Raw genomic sequence first — 19,651 nt, 5'->3', positions numbered from 1 at the left:
TCTCTCGAGAGGAAGACAGGGGAAGGCGACGGTCGCCTACTTGTTGTGGAAGGTCGCGCCCTCGACGGTGAGGCGGACGACCAGGAGGTCGGCGGTCGTGGTCGGCTCGTGCCGCCACGCGTGATCGATCGGCACCGCGAGGATCTGCCCGGCAGACACGGTCACGACGTCCCCGCCACCGGCGACCGGTGCGAACGTCTCGCGGTCCGACACGTCGCTGTAGGGCGTGAGAGGGGTGAGCCCTGCGCGGGGCACGAGCTCGACCCGGACCTCGCCGTCGAGCACGGCCAGCACGGTCTGGTACCGCCGGTGCGCCACGAGCGCGCCGTCACCGAGGGCGGTGGCGCTCTCGCGCCAGTAGGTCAGCGAGTCGCCGACCGAGTGCGCGACGCCGGGCCGGACGGAGTGCGCGTTGTCCAGCGCCGAGAGCAGCCGTACCCACTTGGTCACGCCCGAGTGCCCTGCGGCGAGGTCCTCCTTCGAGGCGAAGAGCGTCATGACCGGGACTCCCTCGTCGTGGTGCCGAGGGGCGAGACCTCGGGCACGGGATGGGCGGTCTCGGGCGCCGGGTGGGCGGCCCGCAGACCGCGGGTGGCGAGCCCCGGGTCGACGTCACCCGCGTTGAGCGGAGACATCAGCAGGGAGTAGGTGAAGGGCTCGAACCGCACGCGGTACCCGTCCAGGACCTCCGAACCCCACGAGTTGGACCCGAGGCCGAGCACGGCATGGTCGAGGTTGACCGTGACGACGTCGGGGTCCGGGACGAGGTCGGTCACGTGCCGGGCGGCGTCGATCTGCTCGCCCGAGTACGGCCACGACGACCAGCTCAGCGGAGACCGTTCGGCACCGACCAGCAGACCGCGGCCGTGCCGGTCGCGGTGCATGACCCAGCGCACGTCCTCGTGGTTCGCGCAGTCCTGCGGGACGACGTAGGGCGTGAACATGTCTGCGACGGTCGTGGCGTACCGACCCACCACCTGGGACGTGCGCGAGTCCGGGTAGTTCTCGCCCGGGCCGCGTCCGTAGAACTCGACCTGGTCGCAGTCCGACGGGACCCCGAGCTCGAGGCCGATCCTGGGGACGACGTCGGTGTAGTCGCCGTAGGGGTCCCCGGACAGGGTGAGCCGTGCTGCGCCGTCGTCGAACAGCTCCCAGCGGTACGTCACCCGCATGCCGAGGTCGAGCGCGGGGGGCGCGAGCGTCGTCCGGATCACGACGGTGACACGGTCGTCGCCGCGCTCGACCTGGACGCCTCGGGTCGACTCCTGCATGATCTGCAGGTGCCGCGGGTGCCACAGCGCGTCGTTCTCCTGCTGGTGGTTGTCGATGAGCGGCTTCCACAGCATGAGCCGGGGGGATCGCACCACGAGGTCACGGCCTGCGCCCTGCCACCGCAGGAGCCGCCCCGTGAGCGTGTCGAAGGTCCAGGCGGACGAGCCCGCGCGGACCTCGACCGTGTGCGCGTCCTCGGTCACCGTGAGCGGACGACGCCGCAGGAGCGGGGACGCCGACCCTCCGGGCGTGGTGGGTGCGGCCAGCGCCCCCAGCCCGTCCCCGGACACCGGGAGCTGGAACACGCCGAGGCGGGCGTGCGGTTCGGACCACGCCGTAGCGGCCCGGCGCAGCACGGACACCGTCCGCAGCACCTCCTGGCCGTGTCCGTCGACCGGGGAGGGGAGCTCGACGACAGCGCTCTCGCGCGGCGCGACCGGGCCGGCAGGGACCGTCAGCGAGCGCCGCACGACGCCGTCCACCCGGTCCTCGACGACGAGGTCGATGTCCTCGAGCGAGCTGAAGTAGAACCCGTTGCGGACCAGCAGGCCGCGGTCGGCGGCCTCGACCTTCACGGGGCACACGACCTGTGCGTACTCGGTCAGGCCGGGGCTCGGCTGCTGCCAGGGGAGCACGAGACCGTCGATGCAGAAGGTCCCGTTGTTCGGGTAGTCGCCGTGGTCGCCCCCGTAGGTGTGCCGGACACCGCCGTCGGCGGTGACGTCCCGCAGGCCGTGGTCGCACCACTCCCAGACGAAGTGGCCCTGGATCGAGTCCCAGCGGTCGAAGACCTGCTGGTACTCCGAGAGGCCGCCGGGCCCGTTGCCCATCGCGTGCCCGTACTCGCACAGGATGCGGGGCTTGGGGTGCGGATGCTCACCGAAGTCGTTCATCTGGGAGACGCGTGAGTACATGGTCGAGATGACGTCGACGTCCCGGCCGTCGCGGTCCTCCTCGTAGTGCACGGGGCGCGTGGGGTCGAGCTCCTTGCACCGGTGGTACATCGCGGTGATGTTGCACCCGTCGCCGGACTCGTTGCCGAGCGACCACAGGACGATGCTCGGGTGGTTGCGCTGCGCCAGCACGTGCCGTTCGATGCGGTCGACGTACGTGGCCCGCCACCCAGGGTCGTCGGTGAGTCTGCCGATGTCGCCGACGTTGGCGAAGCCGTGCGACTCGAGGTCCGTCTCGGCGACCACCAGCAGGCCGATCTCGTCGCACAGGCCGTAGAAGCGCGGGTCGTTCGGGTAGTGCGCGGTGCGGACGGCGTTGATGTTGTGCCGCTTCATCATCTCCAGGTCGCGACGTACTCGGTCCATCCCGACGGCGCGTCCGGTCCGGTCGTCGTGGTCGTGCCGGTTGACGCCGTGCATCGCGACGTACGAGCCGTTGAGCAGGAGCAGGCCGTCGCGGATCGTCAGGTCGCGGAACCCGAACCGGACGCTGACGTGCTGGGTCGTGCGTCCAGCGCCGTCTCGGACGTCGAGGTCGAGCCGGTACAGGACGGGCTGCTCGGGGTTCCACCACGCGACGTCGTCGAGGAGGGCGTCGATGTCGGCGTCGCCGCGTGGTGCCTCGGACCGGCCCGACGCCAGGACGCGCTCACCGTCGAGGGTGCGCACCGCCCAGGCGACGCTCCCCGCTCCCGCGCCGGGCGCGGTCACGAGATCGAGGCCGACCGTCAGGTGCGCGGCGCCGTCGGGCAGCAGGTCGGTCCGGACGACGTAGTCACCGAGGTGCGTCGCCGGGCGGGTATAGACGTAGAGGTCGCGGAAGATGCCGGAGGCCCACCACATGTCCTGGTCCTCGACGTAGGTCGAGTCGGCGAACTGCAGCACCGTCAGCGTCACGAGGTTGCGACCGTCGTGCGCGGCGTCGGTGATGTCGAACTCGGCACACAGGCGCGATCCTTTGGACCACCCGATCTCGATGCCGTTGACGTGCACCTCGACGTAGGCCTCGACGCCGTCGAGGCGCAGGATGCGCCGTGCACCGTCGGGCTGGGGGTCGAGGTCGACGTCGAACTGGTAGACACCGGTCGGATTGTCCGCCGGGACGTGCGGGACGTCGATCGGGAACGGGTATCCCTCGTCGGTGTACTGGAGCTGCCCGAACCCGTCGATCTGCCACAGGTGCGGTACCGACAGGACGGTCCATCCGTCCAGGGTCTCGCCCTGAGGGGTCCGCGCCGGTTCTGCGCGGTCGGCGGGCGTCACGCGCCCCGGGTGGTCGTGGTAGCGGAAGCGGCACGTCCCCGACAGGGACGTGAAGCCCTGGGAGAGACCCCGTTGCCCGGTGGCCGCGGCCGCCGAGGAGTCGTAGCCGAAGAAGTAGGCATGGCCGGGAAGCCGACCGGAGCCCGTCGTGGTGGGGTCCTCCCACCGGAGCGTCGTCATGCGTGACTCCTCGTTCTCGTCGTCGAGAGCGTGCCGGTCATCTGCCGGCACGGCCGGCACGTCTGGTGGTCCGACGTCGGGCCATCAGGTGGTGTTACCGGTAACGCGACGTTGACGTTACCGGTAACACGTCGTGTCCGCAAACGGCTCCACCGGCCGCCCCGGCGGTAGACTCACGGCCAGACAGGCCCGGGGTCACCCGACTCGGCGGCCGTGATCGAGGAGGTGTCGATGGCGGTCGCCCGCCCCAGGAAGGCCACCATCAGGGACGTCGCCGCCCGCGCCGGCGTCTCGCACATGACGGTGTCCCGCGTCCTGAACGGTTCGACGACCGTCGGGGCCGAGCGCGAACGCGCCGTGCGAGAGGCCATCGAGTCGACCGGCTTCATCGCGTCCGCCCGGGCACGTCAGCTCGCCACGGGAACCGCCGAGGCGTACGCCGTGGCCCTGACCGAGCCCCTCGACGAGCTGCTGACCGACCCGACCTACACCGCCGTGCTGAAGGGCATCACCGACGCCCTGACACCGACACCCGTCGTCCCCGTGCTCTTCACCATGGCCACGAGCGAGGAGCGGGCGAAGGGGATGCGCCTGTTCAGACGCGGGGCGGTCGATGCGGTCATCCACCTCTCGCCGTACGTCGACGACGGGATGCTCGACGAGCTGCGGGACGCCCACGTGCCCGTGGTGCTGTGCGGTCAGCTCGGCGACCTGGACCAGGACGCCTTCGCCTCGGTCTACTCCGACGACGTCCTGGGCGCGACGCTGGCGGCCGAGCACCTGCTGGCGAGGGGGGCGACCGGCGTTGCCGCCGTCATGGGACCAGCGGGCAACCCGGCCACTCCCGATCGTGTCGAGGGGCTGCGTCGGGCACTGGGCGACCGGCTCCTGCCGACGGTCGCGTACGCGGGGTGGGACACGCCTGCAGGCCATCGGGCGGGGGTCGAGCTGCTGCGCTCGGGCGTTCCGTTCGACGCGGTCGCCTGCGGCAACGACCGGATCGCGGTCGGCGTCCTGCAGGCGCTCCGCGACCACGGCCTGCGCGTGCCGGAGGACGTCCTGGTCATCGGCTTCGACGACCACCCCGTGGCGTCCTCGTCCACGCCCCACCTCACCACGGTGCACCAGCCCTTCGACCGCCAGGGTGCGGTAGCGGTCGAGCTGGCCGCCGAGATGGTGGCGGGCGCCTCCCCGCGCACCGTGGTGCTCACGCCCAACGTCGTCGAGCGCGAGAGCACGCGTGCGACGACGGTCGGGGCGGGGTCGCCGCCCACCACGGACCCCGCACCCGTCGACTAGAGCTTGGTGACCGGAGAGAAGCGCAGCAGGAGGCGCTTGGTGCCGTCCGCCCCGAAGTCGATCTTGGCGACCGCGTTGGGGCCCGCCCCCTCGACCGCGACGACCGTGCCGAGCCCGTAGGCGTCGTGCGTGACCTTGTCGCCGATCGCGAGCGAGGGGATGTCCCCCTCCTTGCGCGGCGTCGCCGAGCCGAACTTGGGTCCGTCCGGGTGGGGGGCGACCGACCGCGTGCGGACCTGGCCGTTGCGCGAGCCCGCTCCCCCGGCCCCGTAGCCGCTCCCCGTCCCGCCGCGTGAGCCGCCCGACGACGAGCCCCACCCGCCCGTGTAGCCGCCGGGACCGCGCAGGGTCGCCATGGAGGACTCCTTGCGTCGCCAGTCCCACAGGTCCTCGGGGATCTCGTCGAGGAACCGGCTGGGCGGGAACTCGTTGGCCATGCCCCACGCCGAGCGCACCGCGGAGCGCGAGATGTAGAGCCGCTCCCGGGCACGCGTGATGCCGACGTACGCGAGGCGTCGCTCCTCGGCGAGCTCGCTCTCGTCGTGCAGCGAGCGCATGTGCGGGAACGTGCCGTCCTCCATGCCGCTGAGGAACACCACCGGGAACTCGAGGCCCTTGGCCGTGTGCAGCGTCATGAGCGTCACGACGCCGGGGTCGACGACGGGCCTGCCCTCGTGCCCCTCGTCGTCGCTCGACGGGATCTGGTCCGAGTCCGCGACGAGCGAGACGCGCTCCAGGAAGTCCGTGAGCGTGCCCTCGGGCTCGAGCTCGGTGAACTCGCTCGCGACCGCGTGCAGCTCGGCGAGGTTCTCGACGCGCGAACCGTCCTGCGGGTCGTCGCTGGCCCGCAGCTCGGCGAGGTAGCCCGAGCGGTCGAGGACGGCACCGAGGATCTCCGCGGGCGTGGCACCCGTCGCGTACAGGTCGAGCAGCCCGTGGAACAGCTCGCGGAACGCACGCAGCGGGTTCAGGGTCCGCGTCGTCATGCCCGGGATCTCCTCGGCCCGGTCGAGCGACGCAGCGAACGAGATGCGCTCGCGCTCGGCGAACGCCGCGACCAGGGCCTCGGCACGGTCCCCGAGACCTCGCTTGGGCACGTTGAGGATGCGGCGCAGGTTCACGTCGTCGTCCGGGTTCGCGACGGCCCGCAGGTAGGCGATCGCATCCTTGATCTCACGGCGCTCGTAGAAGCGCGTGCCGCCCACGACCTTGTACGGCAGGCCGACGCGGATCAGCACCTCCTCCAGGGCACGGGACTGGGCGTTGGTCCGGTAGAAGATCGCGACGTCGCCCGGGCGCACGCCGTCCGAGTCGCCGAGGCGGTCGATCTCCTCGGCGATGAAGCGCGCCTCCTCGTGCTCGTTGTCCGCGACGTAGCCGATGATCTTGACGCCGGCCCCCGCGTCCGTCCACAGGCGCTTGGGCTTGCGGTCGACGTTGCGCGAGATCACCGCGTTCGCGGCCGAGAGGATGTTCTGCGTCGAACGGTAGTTCTGCTCGAGCAGGATGGTGCGGGCGTTCGGGTAGTCGGCCTCGAACTCGAGGATGTTGCGGATCGTCGCGCCACGGAAGGCGTAGATCGACTGGTCGGCGTCACCGACGACCGTCAGCTCGCCGGGCGGGATGACGCCCGGTGCCCACGTGCCCTCGCCGCCCTCCGGCGCGGGTGCCGAGGCCCCCGCGAGCTCGCGCACCAGGACGTACTGCGCGTGGTTGGTGTCCTGGTACTCGTCGACCAGCACGTGCCGGAACCGGCGCCGGTAGTGCTCCGCGACGGCGGGGAAGGCCTGCAGGAGGTTGACCGTGGTCATGATGATGTCGTCGAAGTCGAGCGCGTGGGCCTGCGCGAGGCGGGCCTGGTAGCGCGTGTAGACGTCCGAGAGGACCTGGTCGAACGCGTTCGCGGGTCCCGCGGCCGCGCCGTCCACCGTCGCGTTCGCGCCGCTCTCCCGCGCATAGCGCTCGGGGTCGATCAGCTCGTTCTTGAGGTCCGAGATCTTGTTGGACAACGTCCGGGCCGGGTACTTCTTCACGTCGAGGTCGAGCTCGCGGCTGACCAGCGTGATGAGGCGCTGGGAGTCCGCCGCGTCGTAGATCGAGAAGCTCGACTTGAGCCCGAGCGCCGAGGCCTCCTTGCGCAGGATCCGCACGCACGCCGAGTGGAACGTCGAGACCCACATGGACCGGGCCGCGGGGCCGATGAGCGCCTCGACGCGCTCGCGCATCTCCGCCGCGGCCTTGTTGGTGAACGTGATCGCGAGGATCTCGCCCGGCCGGGCCCGGCCCGTCGCGAGCAGGTACGCGATGCGGTGCGTCAGGACCCGCGTCTTGCCCGAGCCCGCACCCGCGACGATGAGCAGCGGGCTGCCCGCGTGCACGACGGCCTCGCGCTGCTGCGGGTTCATGCCGTCGAGCAGCGAGTCAGCGTCGATGTGCGAGAACCCGCCCGCTCGGTGCCCGTCCTCGTCGTGGCCCGCGGCGGCGCGCTCGGCCGCACCGCGCCCCGGCCGAGCGGACGTCCGGGCGGAGGCTCCGCCGTCGGGCGCCTCGTCCCACCGCGGCGCGGTGGTCGGCAGGCGCGACGAGTCCCCGAGGGACGCGAGGTCGAATCCGGGCAGCGGCAGGTTCTCGAAGAGCGATGTCATAGCCCTCCCAGCGTAGGCGTGCACACCGACACTCCCCGCATCGGCGCGCGCCCCACGAGCGCGCGACGCGCACGTCCCGCCCGGCGACCACGATCAGGGCTCCCAGGACCCACCGGCCACGCGCCGGATAGGCTCCTGCCCGTGAACGCCTTCGCCGACCCCGTGACCCTGACCGGACCGCTCGTGCGCCTCGTCCCGTTGCACCCCGACCACCACGACGCCCTCGTCGAGGCCGTGCGCGACGGCGAGCTGTGGAACGCCTGGTACACCTCGGTGCCCGCCCCCGAAGAGATGGCGCAGTACATCCGCGACAAGATCGCGGCCCGCGAGGCCGGGACCGCCAACCCGTGGGTCGTGATCCGCAACGCCGACGACCAGGTCGTCGGCGTCACGACGTTCCTCGGGATCGACCCGCTCAACCGGCACGTCGAGATCGGCTTCACCTGGACCCGGGTCAGCGCCCAGGGAACGGGCGTGAACCCTGCCGCGAAGCTGCTGCTGCTGGGGCACGCGTTCGACGACCTCGACGCGATCGCGGTCGAGCTGCGCACGCACTTCCACAACCGGCAGTCGCGCGCGGCGATCGAACGCCTGGGCGCCAAGCTCGACGGGGTGCTGCGCAGCCAGAGGATCGGGTACGACGGCACGCTGCGCGACACCGCCGTCTACTCGATCACGGCCGCCGAGTGGCCGACCGTCCGCGTAGGCCTGGAGCACCGCCTGCGGCCACGCCTCGGCGCCTGACTCCCCGTCGCCGGGCCCACCGGGTCGGCCGAGGCGGTCGAGAAAGGGGTTGCGGTCGTCCTGCCGCTCGGAACGACCTCGAGCCCGTTCTCGACGACTGCCTCGACGACTCGCTCACCGCCTGCTCACGTCAGCCCGAGGCCCACGCCCCACGTCGCGGCCGCGAGCAGCCCGCCCAGCAGCTGGACCACGATCGTGATGCCCGTGGCCTGCAGCGCGGCGACGGTCGCCCGCCAGGCGGTACGCCGGTCGCGCCTGCGGAGCAGCTCGGCCACGAACACCGCGGCCACGAAACCGATGAACAGCCCGACCACGGGGACGACGAAGAAGCCGACGACGCCCGCCAGCCCGCCCCACGCGAGCGTCGACCACGGGACCTCGGCTCGGCGCATGTGCCTGCCGGCGAGCAGGAGCTGACCGCCCTCGGCCGCGACGATGAACGTGGCGGCCACCGCGAACACGACCCAGGCGGCCGTGCCGCCCGTCATGATCGCCCAGACGAGGATCGCCCCGCCGACGAGCGTGTTTCCCGGCAGGACCTGCACGACGATCCCGGCCAGCCCGACCAGGATCACCAGGCCGACGACGATCTCTCCCACGATGCTCACGGGTGACACCTTCGCACGACGAAGGCCTCCGACGGTCGATCCGCCGGAGGCCTGGTCACGAGCTGGTCACGAGCTGGCGCGCCGTGCACGACGCGCGACCTGTCAGACGAAGACCGCCACGATGATGTTGACCAGTGTGAGAGCGCCGATCGAGTGCTTGAGCGCGGGCGAGATCTTGTCGCCCTGGCGCACACCGACGAACGCGAGGACGGCGATGATCACGGCGATGGCGAGCTTGATGCCGATCTTCATCATGCTGGGACCGCCGTCGTCCCACATGCCGCTCATCTCGGCCACACCGACCATGAGGATGCCCGCGACGGCAGCCGTCGCGGCACCGTGGAAGACGCCCTTGTTGAGCGCGGCGGACTTGAGCGACACGAAGTAGCCGCCGAGGACGATGGCCCAGCCGACGAAGTGCAGGACCGCGAACACGTTGTAGACGATTTCCATGGCGACATCCTAGTTTGCTGACGCGACTGTCGGAAAAATATCGGCGTGGCGCTGCTCACCCCCGCCGCCCCTTCGCATCAGGGACCTCGCCGGGGTCGCTCCGCGGACGCCGAATTCTGAGACCCCCATCCACCATGCGGACAGGGGCTGTTCATTCACCCGCTGCCTCTGTAGATTTCCCGCCATGACCACGGCAGCGCACCTCCTCCTCGTGACGGCACGTCACGAGTCGACGGCCTGCGCCCGCAACAGCTTCTGCTGTTGTTGTTGACCCGCGCCTGACTCAGCCCGAGCCGTCCTCGCCGACCGCTCGCCATCTTCCTGAGCCAAGGGCGCGCGTGGTCGGCCCTCAGCCCTGTCCTCCCCTGCTGAGTCCTTCGGTCCGCGTGCCCACGTCCCCCCACGAGGAGCACGATGACGCCGCCGAACACCGCCACTGACGCGACCCCCGTCGCCGGTCAGCCGGCAGGCAGCAGCACCACCGCACCGGTCGGCACGCCCGCCGGCACCCCGCCCACCACGCACGTGCCCGACGCCGCCGCTCGCCCCGAGCGCCCGGCCCGCCCCGCGCGCGTCGCCCGTCCCCACGGCCAGTGGGCCGTCGACGGCAAGGAGCCGCTCAACGGCAACGAGAAGTGGAAGCAGGAGGACGGCGGCCTCTCGGTGCGCCAACGCATCGAGGACGTCTACTCCCGCGAGGGCTTCGACTCGATCACGGGCGACGACCTGCACGGTCGCTTCCGCTGGTGGGGCCTGTACACGCAGCGCAAGCCCGGGATCGACGGCGGGCGCACCGCGGCGCTCGAGCCGCACGAGCTCGAGGACAAGTACTTCATGCTCCGCGTGCGCATCGACGGCGGTGCGGTCACGACCGAGCAGCTGCGCGTCATCGCGGACATCTCGCGCGACTTCGGCCGCGACAGCGCCGACATCACGGACCGGCAGAACATCCAGCTCCACTGGGTCGAGGTCGAGGACGTGCCCGAGATCTGGCGCCGGCTCGAGGCGGTGGGCCTGCAGACGACCGAGGCGTGCGGCGACGTCCCGCGCGTGGTCCTGGGCAGCCCGGTCGCCGGGATCGCGGCGGACGAGCTGATCGACCCCGCCCGGGTCATCAAGGAGATCACCGACAAGTACATCGGGGTCCCCGAGCTCGCGAACCTGCCCCGCAAGTTCAAGACCGCAGTGACGGGCCACCCCTCCCAGGACGTGGTCCACGAGATCAACGACGTGGGCTTCGTCGCGCTCGATCACCCCGAGCTCGGTGTCGGCTTCGACGTGTGGGTCGGCGGCGGCCTGTCCGCGAACCCCCGGCTCGGCGAGCGCCTCGGCGCGTTCGTCACCGAGGAGCAGGTGGCCGACGTGTGGCACGGGGTCGTCCAGATCTTCCGCGACTACGGCTACCGGCGGTTGCGCAACAAGGCCCGCCTGAAGTTCCTGCTCGCCGACTGGGGGCCGGCGAAGTTCCGCGAGGTCCTCGAGACCGAGTACCTGGGCTACGCGCTGCCCGACGGCCCGCCCGCCCCGCAGCCCTCCCAGCCGGGCGACCACGTCGGCGTGCACAAGCAGAAGGACGGCCTCAACTACATCGGCGCCGCTCCCTACGTCGGCCGTGTCTCGGGGAGCATCCTCGCGGCCGTCGCGGACCTCGCCGAGTCGGCCGGGTCGCACCGCGTGCGCTTCACCCCGCACCAGAAGCTGCTCGTGCTCGACGTCCCCGACGAGCACCTCGAACGCGTCGTGTCCGGGCTCAAGGAGCAGGGCCTCGACGCGAACCCTAGCCCGTTCCGCCGCAGCACCATCGCGTGCACGGGCATCGAGTACTGCAAGCTCGCGATCGTCGAGACCAAGGGCGCCGCGACACGCGCGATCGACGACCTCGAGAAGCGCCTCGGCGACCTCTCCACGATGAAGCCGCTCTCGCTGCACATCAACGGCTGCCCCAACTCGTGCGCCCGCATCCAGACCGCGGACATCGGCCTCAAGGGCCAGCTCGTGCTGGACGACGACGGCAACCAGGTCCCCGGCTTCCAGGTCCACCTCGGCGGCGGCCTCGCCTCCGACGACCGCGCCGAGGCGGGCATGGGCCGTACCGTCCGCGGCCTCAAGGTCACCAACGACGACCTGCCCGAGTACGTCGAGCGTGTCGTGCGCCAGTTCGAGAAGGAGAAGGACGGCGCCGAGACCTTCGCCGAGTGGGCGCACCGAGCGGACGAGGAGTCGCTGCGATGAACCGGGAGACCACGACCACGGGCGGAGCCGAGACCCCGGCCGGCGCGGCACCGTCGGGCAGCACGAGCACGACGACCGGCGGCGACCTGCTGGCCGCGCTGCGCGCGGCCGCCAGGGCACGCACCGAGGCGCGCGCCGCGTCCCAGGCCGCGCACGCGGCGCGGCGCACCGAGAATGCCCGCCCCAAGCGGTCCGCCGACGAGCTGCGCGCGATCGTCGAGCGGGGTCAGGCCGAGCTGCACGGCTCGGGCCTGGGGGCTCCTGACGAGGCGACCGCCGAGCAGGTCGTCGCGTGGGCCGTGCGCGAGTTCGGCGACTCGATCGCCGTCGCGTGCTCGATGGCCGACGCGGTCCTGCCGCACGTCGTCGCACGCCAGGCCCCCTGGGTCGACGTCCTGTTCCTCGAGACCGGCTACCACTTCCCCGAGACCTCGGGCACGCGCGACGCCGTCGAGCAGCAGATGGAGGTCACGATCGTCGACGTCCTGCCGCAGCTCACCGTGGCCCAGCAGGACGAGGCCCACGGCAAGGACCTCTGGTCGCGCGACCCCGCCGCGTGCTGCGCCATGCGCAAGGTCGAGCCCCTGACCCGCACGCTCGGCGGGTACGAGGTCTGGGTCACGGGCGTGCGCCGCGACGAGGCCCCGACCCGCACGGGCACCCCGCTCGTGACCTGGGACGAGAAGAACGGGCTGGTCAAGATCAACCCGCTCGCCGCCTGGTCCTTCGACGACCTGCTCGGCTACGCCGCCGACCACCAGGTCATCCTCAACCCGCTCCTCAACGACGGCTACCCCTCGATCGGCTGCGCGCCCTGCACGCGCCGCGTCGCCCCCGGCGAGGACCCGCGCGCAGGCCGCTGGGCCGGGCTCGACAAGACCGAGTGCGGGCTCCACGTATGAGCGCCGCGACCACGCAGCACCAGACGGCGCCCACCGACGTGCCGACCGATCACCCCACGCACCCCGACGAGAAGAGCGACGCCTTGACCGCCCCCCTCGCCCCACCGGCCTCCCCCACCGGAACCACCGGAACCGCTGAGCCCCCCTCCACCTACCGCCTCACGCAGCTCGAGTCCCTCGAGTCCGAGGCCGTCCACATCATCCGCGAGGTCGTCGCGGAGTTCGAGCGACCCGTGCTGCTCTTCAGCGGCGGCAAGGACTCGGTCGTCATGCTGCACCTGGCGACCAAGGCGTTCTGGCCCGCACCCGTGCCGTTCCCGCTGCTGCACGTCGACACCGGGCACAACTTCCCCGAGGTCCTCGCGTACCGCGACGCGACCGTGGCCCGCCTCGGTGCCCGCCTCGAGGTCGCGAGCGTCCAGGACTACCTCGACGACGGCCGCCTCCTGGAGCGCGCCGACGGCACGCGCAACCCGCTCCAGACCCAGCCGCTGCTCGACGCGATCACGGGCCACAAGTTCGACGCCGTGTTCGGCGGCGGCCGCCGCGACGAGGAGAAGGCCCGCGCCAAGGAGCGCGTCATCTCGCTGCGCGACGAGTTCGGCCAGTGGGACCCGCGCAACCAGCGCCCCGAGCTGTGGAACCTGTACAACGGCCGCCACCGCCCGGGCGAGCACGTCCGCGCGTTCCCGTTGAGCAACTGGACCGAGCTCGACATCTGGCGCTACATCGCGGCCGAGAAGATCGACCTGCCCAGCCTCTACTACGCGCACGAGCGCGAGGTCTTCGAGCGGGACGGCATGCTGCTCGCCGTCGGGCCGTACTCCCAGCCCCGCAGCGACGCCGAGGCCGCGAACGTGCGCACCGAGACCGTGCGCTACCGGACCGTGGGCGACATGTCGTGCACGGGCGCTGTCGAAAGCACGTCCTACACGGTCGACGACGTCATCACCGAGGTCGCCGCGACCCGCATCACCGAGCGCGGCGCCACGCGCGCCGACGACCGGATCTCCGAAGCCGCCATGGAAGACCGCAAGAAGGAGGGGTACTTCTAGTGAGCGCCGCCACCACGCACCCGCTGCCCACGAGCACCCTGCTGCGCCTCGCGACGGCCGGGTCCGTCGACGACGGGAAGTCGACCCTCGTCGGCCGCCTGCTGTTCGACTCCAAGTCCGTCCTCGCAGACCAGCTCGACGCCGTCGAACGCGTCTCGCGCGACCGCGGCCTCGCGACGGCCGACCTCGCGCTGCTGACCGACGGCCTGCGCGCCGAGCGCGAGCAGGGCATCACGATCGACGTCGCCTACCGCTACTTCGCGACCGCCAGGCGCTCGTTCATCCTGGCCGACTGCCCCGGGCACGTGCAGTACACGCGCAACACCGTCACGGGCGCCTCGACGGCCGACGTCGTCGTGCTGCTCATCGACGCCCGCAAGGGGCTCCTGGAACAGACGAGGCGCCACCTCGCGGTCGCGAGCCTCCTGCGCGTCCCGCACGTGATCGTCGCCGTCAACAAGATCGACCTCGTCGACTACAGCCAGGAACGCTACGAGGAGCTCGCCGACCAGATCCGCGAGGCCGCGGCGTCGCTCGGCGTCGCCCACATCCTCACGCTGCCCGTCTCGGCGCTCGAGGGCGTCAACGTCGTCGACCGCTCGGGCGGCCCCGAGGGCAAGACGCCCTGGTACGACGGGCCGAGCCTGCTCGACCTGCTCGAAGAGCTCCCGGCAGCCGAGACGCCCGACACCGAGGCCTTCCGCTTCCCTGTCCAGGTCGTCCTGCGCCCCCAGGGCGCAGCGCTCGAGGAGCGGTTCCGCGACTACCGCGGGTACGCGGGCCAGATCGCCTCGGGCGTGGTCCGCGTGGGCGACGAGGTCGTGGTGCTGCCCAGCGGGAAGAAGAGCACAGTCGAGGGCATCGACACGGCCGACGGCACGCTCGCCGAGGCCTTCGCCCCGCAGTCCGTCACGATCCGCCTCACGGACGAGATCGACATCGCGCGCGGCGACCTCCTCGCGGCCGCGGCCGACGCGCCGCAGGTCACGCAGGACGTCGAGGGCACCGTCGCGTGGCTGAGCGACAAGACGCTGCGCCCCGGCACCCGCGTGCTGCTCAAGCACACGACCCGCACCGTGCAGGCCGTGGTGCGCGACGTCGTCGGACGCCTGGACCTCGACACCGCCGAGCTCGAGCCCGCGGAGACCCTCGAGCTCAACGACATCGGGCGCGTCACCCTGCGCCTCGCCTCCCCCGTCGCGGCCGAGGAGTACGTCACCTCACGTCGCACCGGTGCCTTCCTCCTGATCGACGGTCAGGACGGCGGCACCCTCGCAGCAGGAATGGTCGGAGACGCCCTGGCGGCCGTGCGATGTCCTTCGCAGCGTCCCGTGCAGTACGCGATCTGAGGCCCACCCGACCACCGTCGGGGCCCGGACCACCGGGCCCTCGGATCGCGTGCTGCACGGATCGGCGCCGCCGGGACTCGACACGTCCACCCCCAGGCCACCACCGACCAGCCAGAAGGATCCACCATGAACCCGTCGCCCCGACCACCCCGGGCAGGCACGTCACGACGCCGCGCCGCCCGAACCCGCTCCGTGGTCACCGCGCTCGCCGTCGCGCCGCTGCTCCTGCTCTCCGCCTGCACCACGGGAACGTCCGACGCCGCCGACGGGCCGGGCCGGGCCGGCCCGGCCGACGAGCTGCGCCTCGGGTACTTCGCGAACGTCACGCACGCCCCGGCCCTCGTCGGGGTCGCGGGCGGTCAGTTCGAGGAGGCCCTGGGCGAGACCGCCCTCACGACACAGGTCTTCAACGCCGGCCCCGCCGCGATCGAGGCCCTCAACGCGGGCGCCATCGACGCCACGTTCATCGGTCCCAACCCCGCGATCAACAACTTCGTGAAGTCGAACGGCGAGGCCGTGCGCATCATCGCGGGCTCGACGTCGGGCGGGGCCCAGCTCGTCGTGCGCGACGGGATCGACACGGCCGCCGACCTCGAGGGCACCACGATCGCCTCGCCCCAGCTCGGCGGGACCCAGGACGTCGCGCTGCGCGCCTGGCTCACCGAGAACGGCCTGGAGAACGACCTCCAGGGCGGCGGCGACGTCGCGGTCACCCCGACCGAGAACGCCCAGACCCTCACGCTGTTCCAGAACGGCGACCTCGACGGCGGCTGGCTGCCCGAGCCCTGGGCATCACGCCTCGTGCTCGACGCAGGCGCCCACGTCCTGGTCGACGAGAAGGACCTCTGGGACGACGGCCAGTTCCTCACGACGCACCTGATCGTCCGCACCGACTTCCTCGAGCAGCACCCCGAGACCGTCGAGGCCCTCCTGCGCGGTGAGGTCGCGGCGATCGACTGGCTCGACGCCAACCCCGACGAGGCCAGGACGCTCGTCAACGGCGAGATCGAGAAGATCGCCGGCAAGGCCCTGCCGGACGCGGTCCTCGACCGCGCCTTCACCAACATCACCTTCACGACCGACCCGCTCGCGGGCACGCTCGAGACGTTGCTCGAGGACGGCGTGACCGCCGGGACCACCACCGAGGCGGACCTCGACGGCATCTACGACCTGAGCCTCCTCAACAAGGTGCTGACGGAGGCCGGTCGCCCGACCGTCTCCGCCGCAGGTCTCGGCAAGGAGTAGCACGATGACCCCCACGTCCCCCGTCGGCACGGGTACCACGACCGGCCCCACGACCGGCGGCTCCGGCACAGCCACGCACGAGGCCGAGCGCCCCACGACCGGCGTCCGCCTGCGCGGCGTGTCCAAGCGGTTCTCCCCGACGGGCGCCCCGGTGCTCGACGGGATCGACCTGGACATCGCGCAGGGCGAGTTCGTCTGCCTGCTCGGAGCCTCCGGCTGCGGCAAGTCGACGCTGCTCAACATCGTCGCGGGCCTCGAGCGCCCGACCACGGGGGACGTGGAGGTCGCCGGGGACGGCGCGGCCCTGATGTTCCAGGAGTCCGCGCTGTTCCCCTGGCTCACCGCGAGCCGCAACATCGAGCTCGCCCTGAAGTTCCGGGGCGTGCCCCGCTCCGAGCGCCGTGACCGGGCCGCCGAGCTGCTCTCGCTCGTGCGGCTCGACGGCTCGGGCGACAAGCGCGTCCACGAGCTCTCGGGCGGCATGCGCCAGCGCGTCGCGCTGGCCCGCTCGCTCGCCCAGGAGCGGGACGTCCTGCTCATGGACGAGCCGTTCGCGGCGCTCGACGCGATCACGCGCGACCTGCTGCACGACGAGCTCGAACGCGTCTGGGAGCAGACCGGGCGCACGATCGTGTTCATCACGCACAACGTCCGCGAGGCCGTGCGGCTCGGGCAGCGCGTGCTGCTCATGTCGTCACGCCCCGGGCGCATCGTGCGCGAGTGGGACGTCGACGTGTACGGGGCCGACGAGCAGCGCAGCATCGAGGCGGCCGCCGCGTCCCGCCTCGCGACCGAGATCACCAACGACCTCCGTGAGGAGATCCGCCGCCATGCCGTCTGAGACGTCGAAGAGCACCGAGACCCTGGCCCCGCTCGACGAGGCCCTGCCCGGTCCGGACGCGTCCGGACCCTCGCACGAGACGCCCGACGCCGTCGCGACCGGTCCGCGCGAGGCGGGCGCCGTCGTCGGGCACGCCAAGGACGTGGGCGACATCGAGGCGGGCCTCGACGCCCTCCAGACGACCGTCGCGCCCACCGCGAGCCGGTGGTCCACGGCGTTCCACGCCGTGTACCCGCCCGTGCTCGCGATCACGATCCTCCTCGCCGTCTGGCAGAGCGTCGTGTGGCTCGAGGTCCAGCCCATCTACAACCTGCCCGGCCCGGCCCAGGTCTGGGAGGCCGTGACCCGGGCCGCCGCGAGCGGCGCGCTGTGGCAGGCCCTCGGGACGAGCCTCTCGCGCGGCATCCTGGGCTTCCTCGCGGCCGTGGCGATCGGCACGCCGCTCGGCATCCTCGTGGCGCGCGTGCGCTGGGTGCGCGTGTCGTTCGGGCCCATCATCACGGGCCTGCAGGTCCTGCCGTCGGTCGCCTGGGTGCCCGCGGGCATCATCTGGTTCGGGCTGTCCGACGCCACGGTGTACTTCGTGATCCTCATGGGCGCGGTGCCCTCGATCATCAACGGGATCGTGTCGGGCGTGGACCAGGTGCCGCCGCTGTACCGGCGCGTGGGGCAGGTCCTGGGCGCGGGCCGGTTCCAGATGATCAAGGACGTCATCCTGCCCGCGGCCCTCCCGGGCTACCTCGCGGGTCTCAAGCAGGGCTGGGCGTTCTCGTGGCGCTCGCTCATGGCCGCCGAGATCATCGCGGTGGGCGGCGGGATCGGCTTCGGCCTGGGCGCGTTCCTCCAGCAGGGGCGCGAGCTGTCCGACATGGCGCTCGTCTTCACCGCGATCCTGCTGATCCTCGTGGTCGGCATGGTCGTCGAGCTGCTGTTCTTCGCCCCGGTCGAGAAGTCGATGCTGCGTCGCCGCGGCCTGGCCCCCGAGACCTCGACGAGCAAGGGCCCGGGGTGGCTGCTGCGCCGGCGTGAGCTGGCCGCGGCTGCTTTCGGGCGATGATGGGCGCATGAACCCTGAGCTCTACCCCCTCGGTCTGCGGATCGCGGGCCGTCCCGTGGTGGTCGTGGGCGGCGGCCCGGTCGCCGCGCGGCGCACCCGGTCGCTCGTCCTCGCGGGCGCGCACGTGCGTGTCGTGGCCCCGGAGGTCTGCGAGGACCTCGCCGCGCTGATCGCTCCCCCGCCCGACGGCGCAGCTCGCCCGGACGGGTCAGGCCCGGCCGGGAGCGTGGCCTGGGAGGCGCGCTCGTACCGTCCCGGGGACGTCGCGGGCGCGTGGCTCGTGCACACCGCGACCGGCTCGCCCGAGGTCGACGCGGCCGTCGCGACCGAGGCCGAGGCGCTGCGCGTGTTCTGCGTGAGCGCGGGCGATGCCGAGGCCGGGACCGCCTGGGTACCGGCAGTGGCCCGGGTGACCGTGGCGGACGACACCACCTCCGCCACGTCGGCGCGCTCGACCGAGGTGGTCGTGGCCGTGAACGCGGGCCGCGACCCCCGCCGCGCCCAGCGCGTCCGGGACGCGATCGACGCCCTCCTGGCGACCGGCGGGCTCCCGCTGCGGCCGGTCCGGCCCTCTCCCGACGGGGGCGTCGGCTCGGTCGCGCTCGTGGGCGGCGGCCCTGGCGATCCCGGTCTCGTCACGGCCCGCGGGCGGCACCTGCTCGCGCAGGCCGAGGTCGTGGTGACCGACCGGCTGGGCCCGCGTGCCCTGCTCGACGAGCTCGCGGACGACGTCGTCGTGATCGACGTCGGCAAGACCCCGGGCTTCCACCCGGTCCCGCAGGAGGAGATCAACGCGCTGCTCGTCGAGCACGCGCTCGCCGGACGCCGCGTCGTCCGCCTCAAGGGCGGCGACCCGTACGTGTTCGGGCGCGGGGGCGAGGAGCTCATCGCGTGCGAGGAGCACGGCATCCCCGTCGAGGTCGTGCCCGGCGTGACGAGCGCGGTCTCCGTGCCCGCCGCGGTGGGTATCCCCGTGACGCACCGCGGCTGGTCGCGCGGCTTCACGGTCCTGACCGGGCACGAGGACATCGGCAAGGTGCCCGCGGCCTCCGACCACACCGTCGTCCTGCTCATGGGCGTCTCACGGCTCCGGGACTCCGCGGCCGCGCTCGTGGCCTCGGGCCGCTCGCCCGAGACCCCCGTCGCGGTCGTCGAGGACGGGTACGGCCCGCGGCAGCGGTCGACCGTCGGGACGCTCGCGACCATCGCCGACGTCGCGACCGCGGCCGGGGTCCGTGCCCCGGCCGTGACCGTGGTCGGCGACGTGGTGCGGGTGAGCCCGGCGTGGCGGGCGGCCGGGCTCGGCTGACCGTCTCGGCCGGTCGAGCTGGCTGCTGTCGGGCGCGCTCTCGGCAGGCGAGAACGGCTGAGAACGGCTGGGGGCCGTCATCCGGTGGATGACGGCCCCCAGCACGTTCTCGGCGACTCGCGTTCCTCAGGCCTGCGGGGCCAGGGCCGCGATCATCGGGTCGTCCTTGTCGATCATGCCCATCTTCGCCGCACCACCCGGCGACCCCAGATCATCGAAGAACTCCACGTTCGCCCGGTAGTAG

Annotated in this window: 15 protein-coding genes and 1 pseudogene; 10 read left to right on the top strand and 6 right to left on the bottom strand. The window is 72.2% G+C overall.

What is annotated here, in order from left to right; all coding sequences use genetic code 11:
* Window positions 1–36: 36 nt before the first annotated feature.
* Both IE95_RS0105710 and IE95_RS0105705 read right to left on the bottom strand, forming a co-directional pair.
* A complete protein-coding gene (locus IE95_RS0105710) occupies window positions 37–498 on the bottom strand; it encodes a NanQ anomerase/TabA/YiaL family protein (protein WP_030150674.1) in 462 nt (153 codons plus the stop codon).
* On the bottom strand, window positions 495–3,668 hold the full coding sequence (locus IE95_RS0105705; protein WP_084689920.1) for a glycoside hydrolase family 2 TIM barrel-domain containing protein: 3,174 nt from the start codon (window positions 3,666–3,668) through the stop codon (window positions 495–497). The genes IE95_RS0105710 and IE95_RS0105705 overlap by 4 nt, the downstream gene beginning before the upstream one ends.
* Window positions 3,669–3,899: 231 nt before the next feature.
* Between IE95_RS0105705 and IE95_RS0105700 the strand changes: the two genes are divergently transcribed.
* Window positions 3,900–4,967: a LacI family DNA-binding transcriptional regulator gene (locus tag IE95_RS0105700; RefSeq protein ID WP_084689919.1), complete on the top strand. Its 1,068-nt coding sequence runs from the start codon at window positions 3,900–3,902 to the stop codon at window positions 4,965–4,967.
* On the opposite strand, the gene pcrA is transcribed toward IE95_RS0105700, so the two are convergent.
* Entirely contained in the window at window positions 4,964–7,612 is a 2,649-nt protein-coding gene (pcrA, locus tag IE95_RS0105695) for a DNA helicase PcrA (RefSeq protein ID WP_030150671.1), read from the bottom strand. The two genes, IE95_RS0105700 and pcrA, sit on opposite strands and share 4 nt — an antisense overlap.
* A gap of 141 nt (window positions 7,613–7,753) precedes the next feature.
* Here pcrA and IE95_RS0105690 point away from each other — a divergent pair, with 141 nt between their 5' ends.
* Window positions 7,754–8,356: a GNAT family N-acetyltransferase gene (locus IE95_RS0105690; protein ID WP_030150670.1), complete on the top strand. Its 603-nt coding sequence runs from the start codon at window positions 7,754–7,756 to the stop codon at window positions 8,354–8,356.
* A 125-nt stretch (window positions 8,357–8,481) separates the two neighbouring features.
* On the opposite strand, the gene IE95_RS0105685 is transcribed toward IE95_RS0105690, so the two are convergent.
* Window positions 8,482–8,964, bottom strand: a complete 483-nt coding sequence (locus IE95_RS0105685) for a DUF456 domain-containing protein (protein ID WP_030150669.1) — start codon at window positions 8,962–8,964, stop codon at window positions 8,482–8,484.
* Between the two features lie 102 nt (window positions 8,965–9,066).
* Window positions 9,067–9,417 (bottom strand): hypothetical protein, encoded by a 351-nt coding sequence (locus IE95_RS0105680; protein WP_030150668.1) that lies wholly within the window; start codon window positions 9,415–9,417, stop codon window positions 9,067–9,069.
* Window positions 9,418–9,831: 414 nt separating this feature from the next.
* Here IE95_RS0105680 and IE95_RS0105675 point away from each other — a divergent pair, with 414 nt between their 5' ends.
* The 8 genes from IE95_RS0105675 to cobA all read left to right on the top strand — a co-directional run bounded on the left by IE95_RS0105675 (window position 9,832) and on the right by cobA (window position 19,407).
* Window positions 9,832–11,649 (top strand): nitrite/sulfite reductase, encoded by a 1,818-nt coding sequence (locus IE95_RS0105675; protein ID WP_084689868.1) that lies wholly within the window; start codon window positions 9,832–9,834, stop codon window positions 11,647–11,649.
* Window positions 11,646–12,551, top strand: coding sequence for a phosphoadenylyl-sulfate reductase (locus IE95_RS0105670; RefSeq protein ID WP_084689867.1), 906 nt, complete (start codon window positions 11,646–11,648; stop codon window positions 12,549–12,551). The genes IE95_RS0105675 and IE95_RS0105670 overlap by 4 nt, the downstream gene beginning before the upstream one ends.
* A complete protein-coding gene (cysD, locus tag IE95_RS0105665; protein ID WP_084689866.1) occupies window positions 12,548–13,606 on the top strand; it encodes a sulfate adenylyltransferase subunit CysD in 1,059 nt (352 codons plus the stop codon). Before IE95_RS0105670 ends, cysD begins: the two co-directional genes overlap by 4 nt.
* Window positions 13,606–14,955 (top strand): sulfate adenylyltransferase subunit 1, encoded by a 1,350-nt coding sequence (locus IE95_RS0105660; protein ID WP_030150664.1) that lies wholly within the window; start codon window positions 13,606–13,608, stop codon window positions 14,953–14,955. The genes cysD and IE95_RS0105660 overlap by 1 nt, the downstream gene beginning before the upstream one ends.
* Before the next feature lie 126 nt (window positions 14,956–15,081).
* Window positions 15,082–16,200: an ABC transporter substrate-binding protein gene (locus tag IE95_RS0105655; protein ID WP_030150663.1), complete on the top strand. Its 1,119-nt coding sequence runs from the start codon at window positions 15,082–15,084 to the stop codon at window positions 16,198–16,200.
* Window positions 16,201–16,204: 4 nt separating this feature from the next.
* Complete coding sequence (locus tag IE95_RS0105650; protein ID WP_084689865.1) at window positions 16,205–17,041, top strand: ABC transporter ATP-binding protein; 837 nt, start codon at window positions 16,205–16,207, stop codon at window positions 17,039–17,041.
* The gene (locus tag IE95_RS0105645; RefSeq protein WP_084689864.1) at window positions 17,031–18,098 is read left to right on the top strand and encodes an ABC transporter permease; all 1,068 of its coding nucleotides are present in this window, start codon (window positions 17,031–17,033) and stop codon (window positions 18,096–18,098) included. The genes IE95_RS0105650 and IE95_RS0105645 overlap by 11 nt, the downstream gene beginning before the upstream one ends.
* 7 nt (window positions 18,099–18,105) lie before the next feature.
* Window positions 18,106–19,407: a uroporphyrinogen-III C-methyltransferase gene (gene cobA, locus IE95_RS0105640; RefSeq protein ID WP_051702788.1), complete on the top strand. Its 1,302-nt coding sequence runs from the start codon at window positions 18,106–18,108 to the stop codon at window positions 19,405–19,407.
* Between the two features lie 126 nt (window positions 19,408–19,533).
* Here cobA and IE95_RS0105635 read toward each other — a convergent pair.
* Window positions 19,534–19,651: pseudogene (locus tag IE95_RS0105635) on the bottom strand (ferredoxin); the annotation flags it as partial.

The sequence above is a fragment of the Oerskovia turbata genome, from assembly GCF_000718325.1.
GTDB lineage: Bacteria > Actinomycetota > Actinomycetes > Actinomycetales > Cellulomonadaceae > Oerskovia > Oerskovia turbata.
The sequence above is the reverse complement of the archived record's forward strand: the minus strand, read 5'-3'. Positions and strand labels throughout refer to the sequence as shown.

What these genes read in the sequence shown, in the direction of transcription:
- IE95_RS0105710 (WP_030150674.1), bottom strand. Translation starts at nt 498, where the DNA reads ATGACGCTCTTCGCCTCGAAGGAGGACCTCGCCGCAGGGCACTCGGGC.
- IE95_RS0105705 (WP_084689920.1), bottom strand. Translation starts at nt 3,668, where the DNA reads ATGACGACGCTCCGGTGGGAGGACCCCACCACGACGGGCTCCGGTCGG.
- IE95_RS0105700 (WP_084689919.1), top strand. Translation starts at nt 3,900, where the DNA reads ATGGCGGTCGCCCGCCCCAGGAAGGCCACCATCAGGGACGTCGCCGCC.
- pcrA (WP_030150671.1), bottom strand. Translation starts at nt 7,612, where the DNA reads ATGACATCGCTCTTCGAGAACCTGCCGCTGCCCGGATTCGACCTCGCG.
- IE95_RS0105680 (WP_030150668.1), bottom strand. Translation starts at nt 9,417, where the DNA reads ATGGAAATCGTCTACAACGTGTTCGCGGTCCTGCACTTCGTCGGCTGG.
- IE95_RS0105675 (WP_084689868.1), top strand. Translation starts at nt 9,832, where the DNA reads ATGACGCCGCCGAACACCGCCACTGACGCGACCCCCGTCGCCGGTCAG.
- IE95_RS0105670 (WP_084689867.1), top strand. Translation starts at nt 11,646, where the DNA reads ATGAACCGGGAGACCACGACCACGGGCGGAGCCGAGACCCCGGCCGGC.
- cysD (WP_084689866.1), top strand. Translation starts at nt 12,548, where the DNA reads ATGAGCGCCGCGACCACGCAGCACCAGACGGCGCCCACCGACGTGCCG.
- IE95_RS0105655 (WP_030150663.1), top strand. Translation starts at nt 15,082, where the DNA reads ATGAACCCGTCGCCCCGACCACCCCGGGCAGGCACGTCACGACGCCGC.
- IE95_RS0105650 (WP_084689865.1), top strand. Translation starts at nt 16,205, where the DNA reads ATGACCCCCACGTCCCCCGTCGGCACGGGTACCACGACCGGCCCCACG.
- IE95_RS0105645 (WP_084689864.1), top strand. Translation starts at nt 17,031, where the DNA reads ATGCCGTCTGAGACGTCGAAGAGCACCGAGACCCTGGCCCCGCTCGAC.
- cobA (WP_051702788.1), top strand. Translation starts at nt 18,106, where the DNA reads ATGAACCCTGAGCTCTACCCCCTCGGTCTGCGGATCGCGGGCCGTCCC.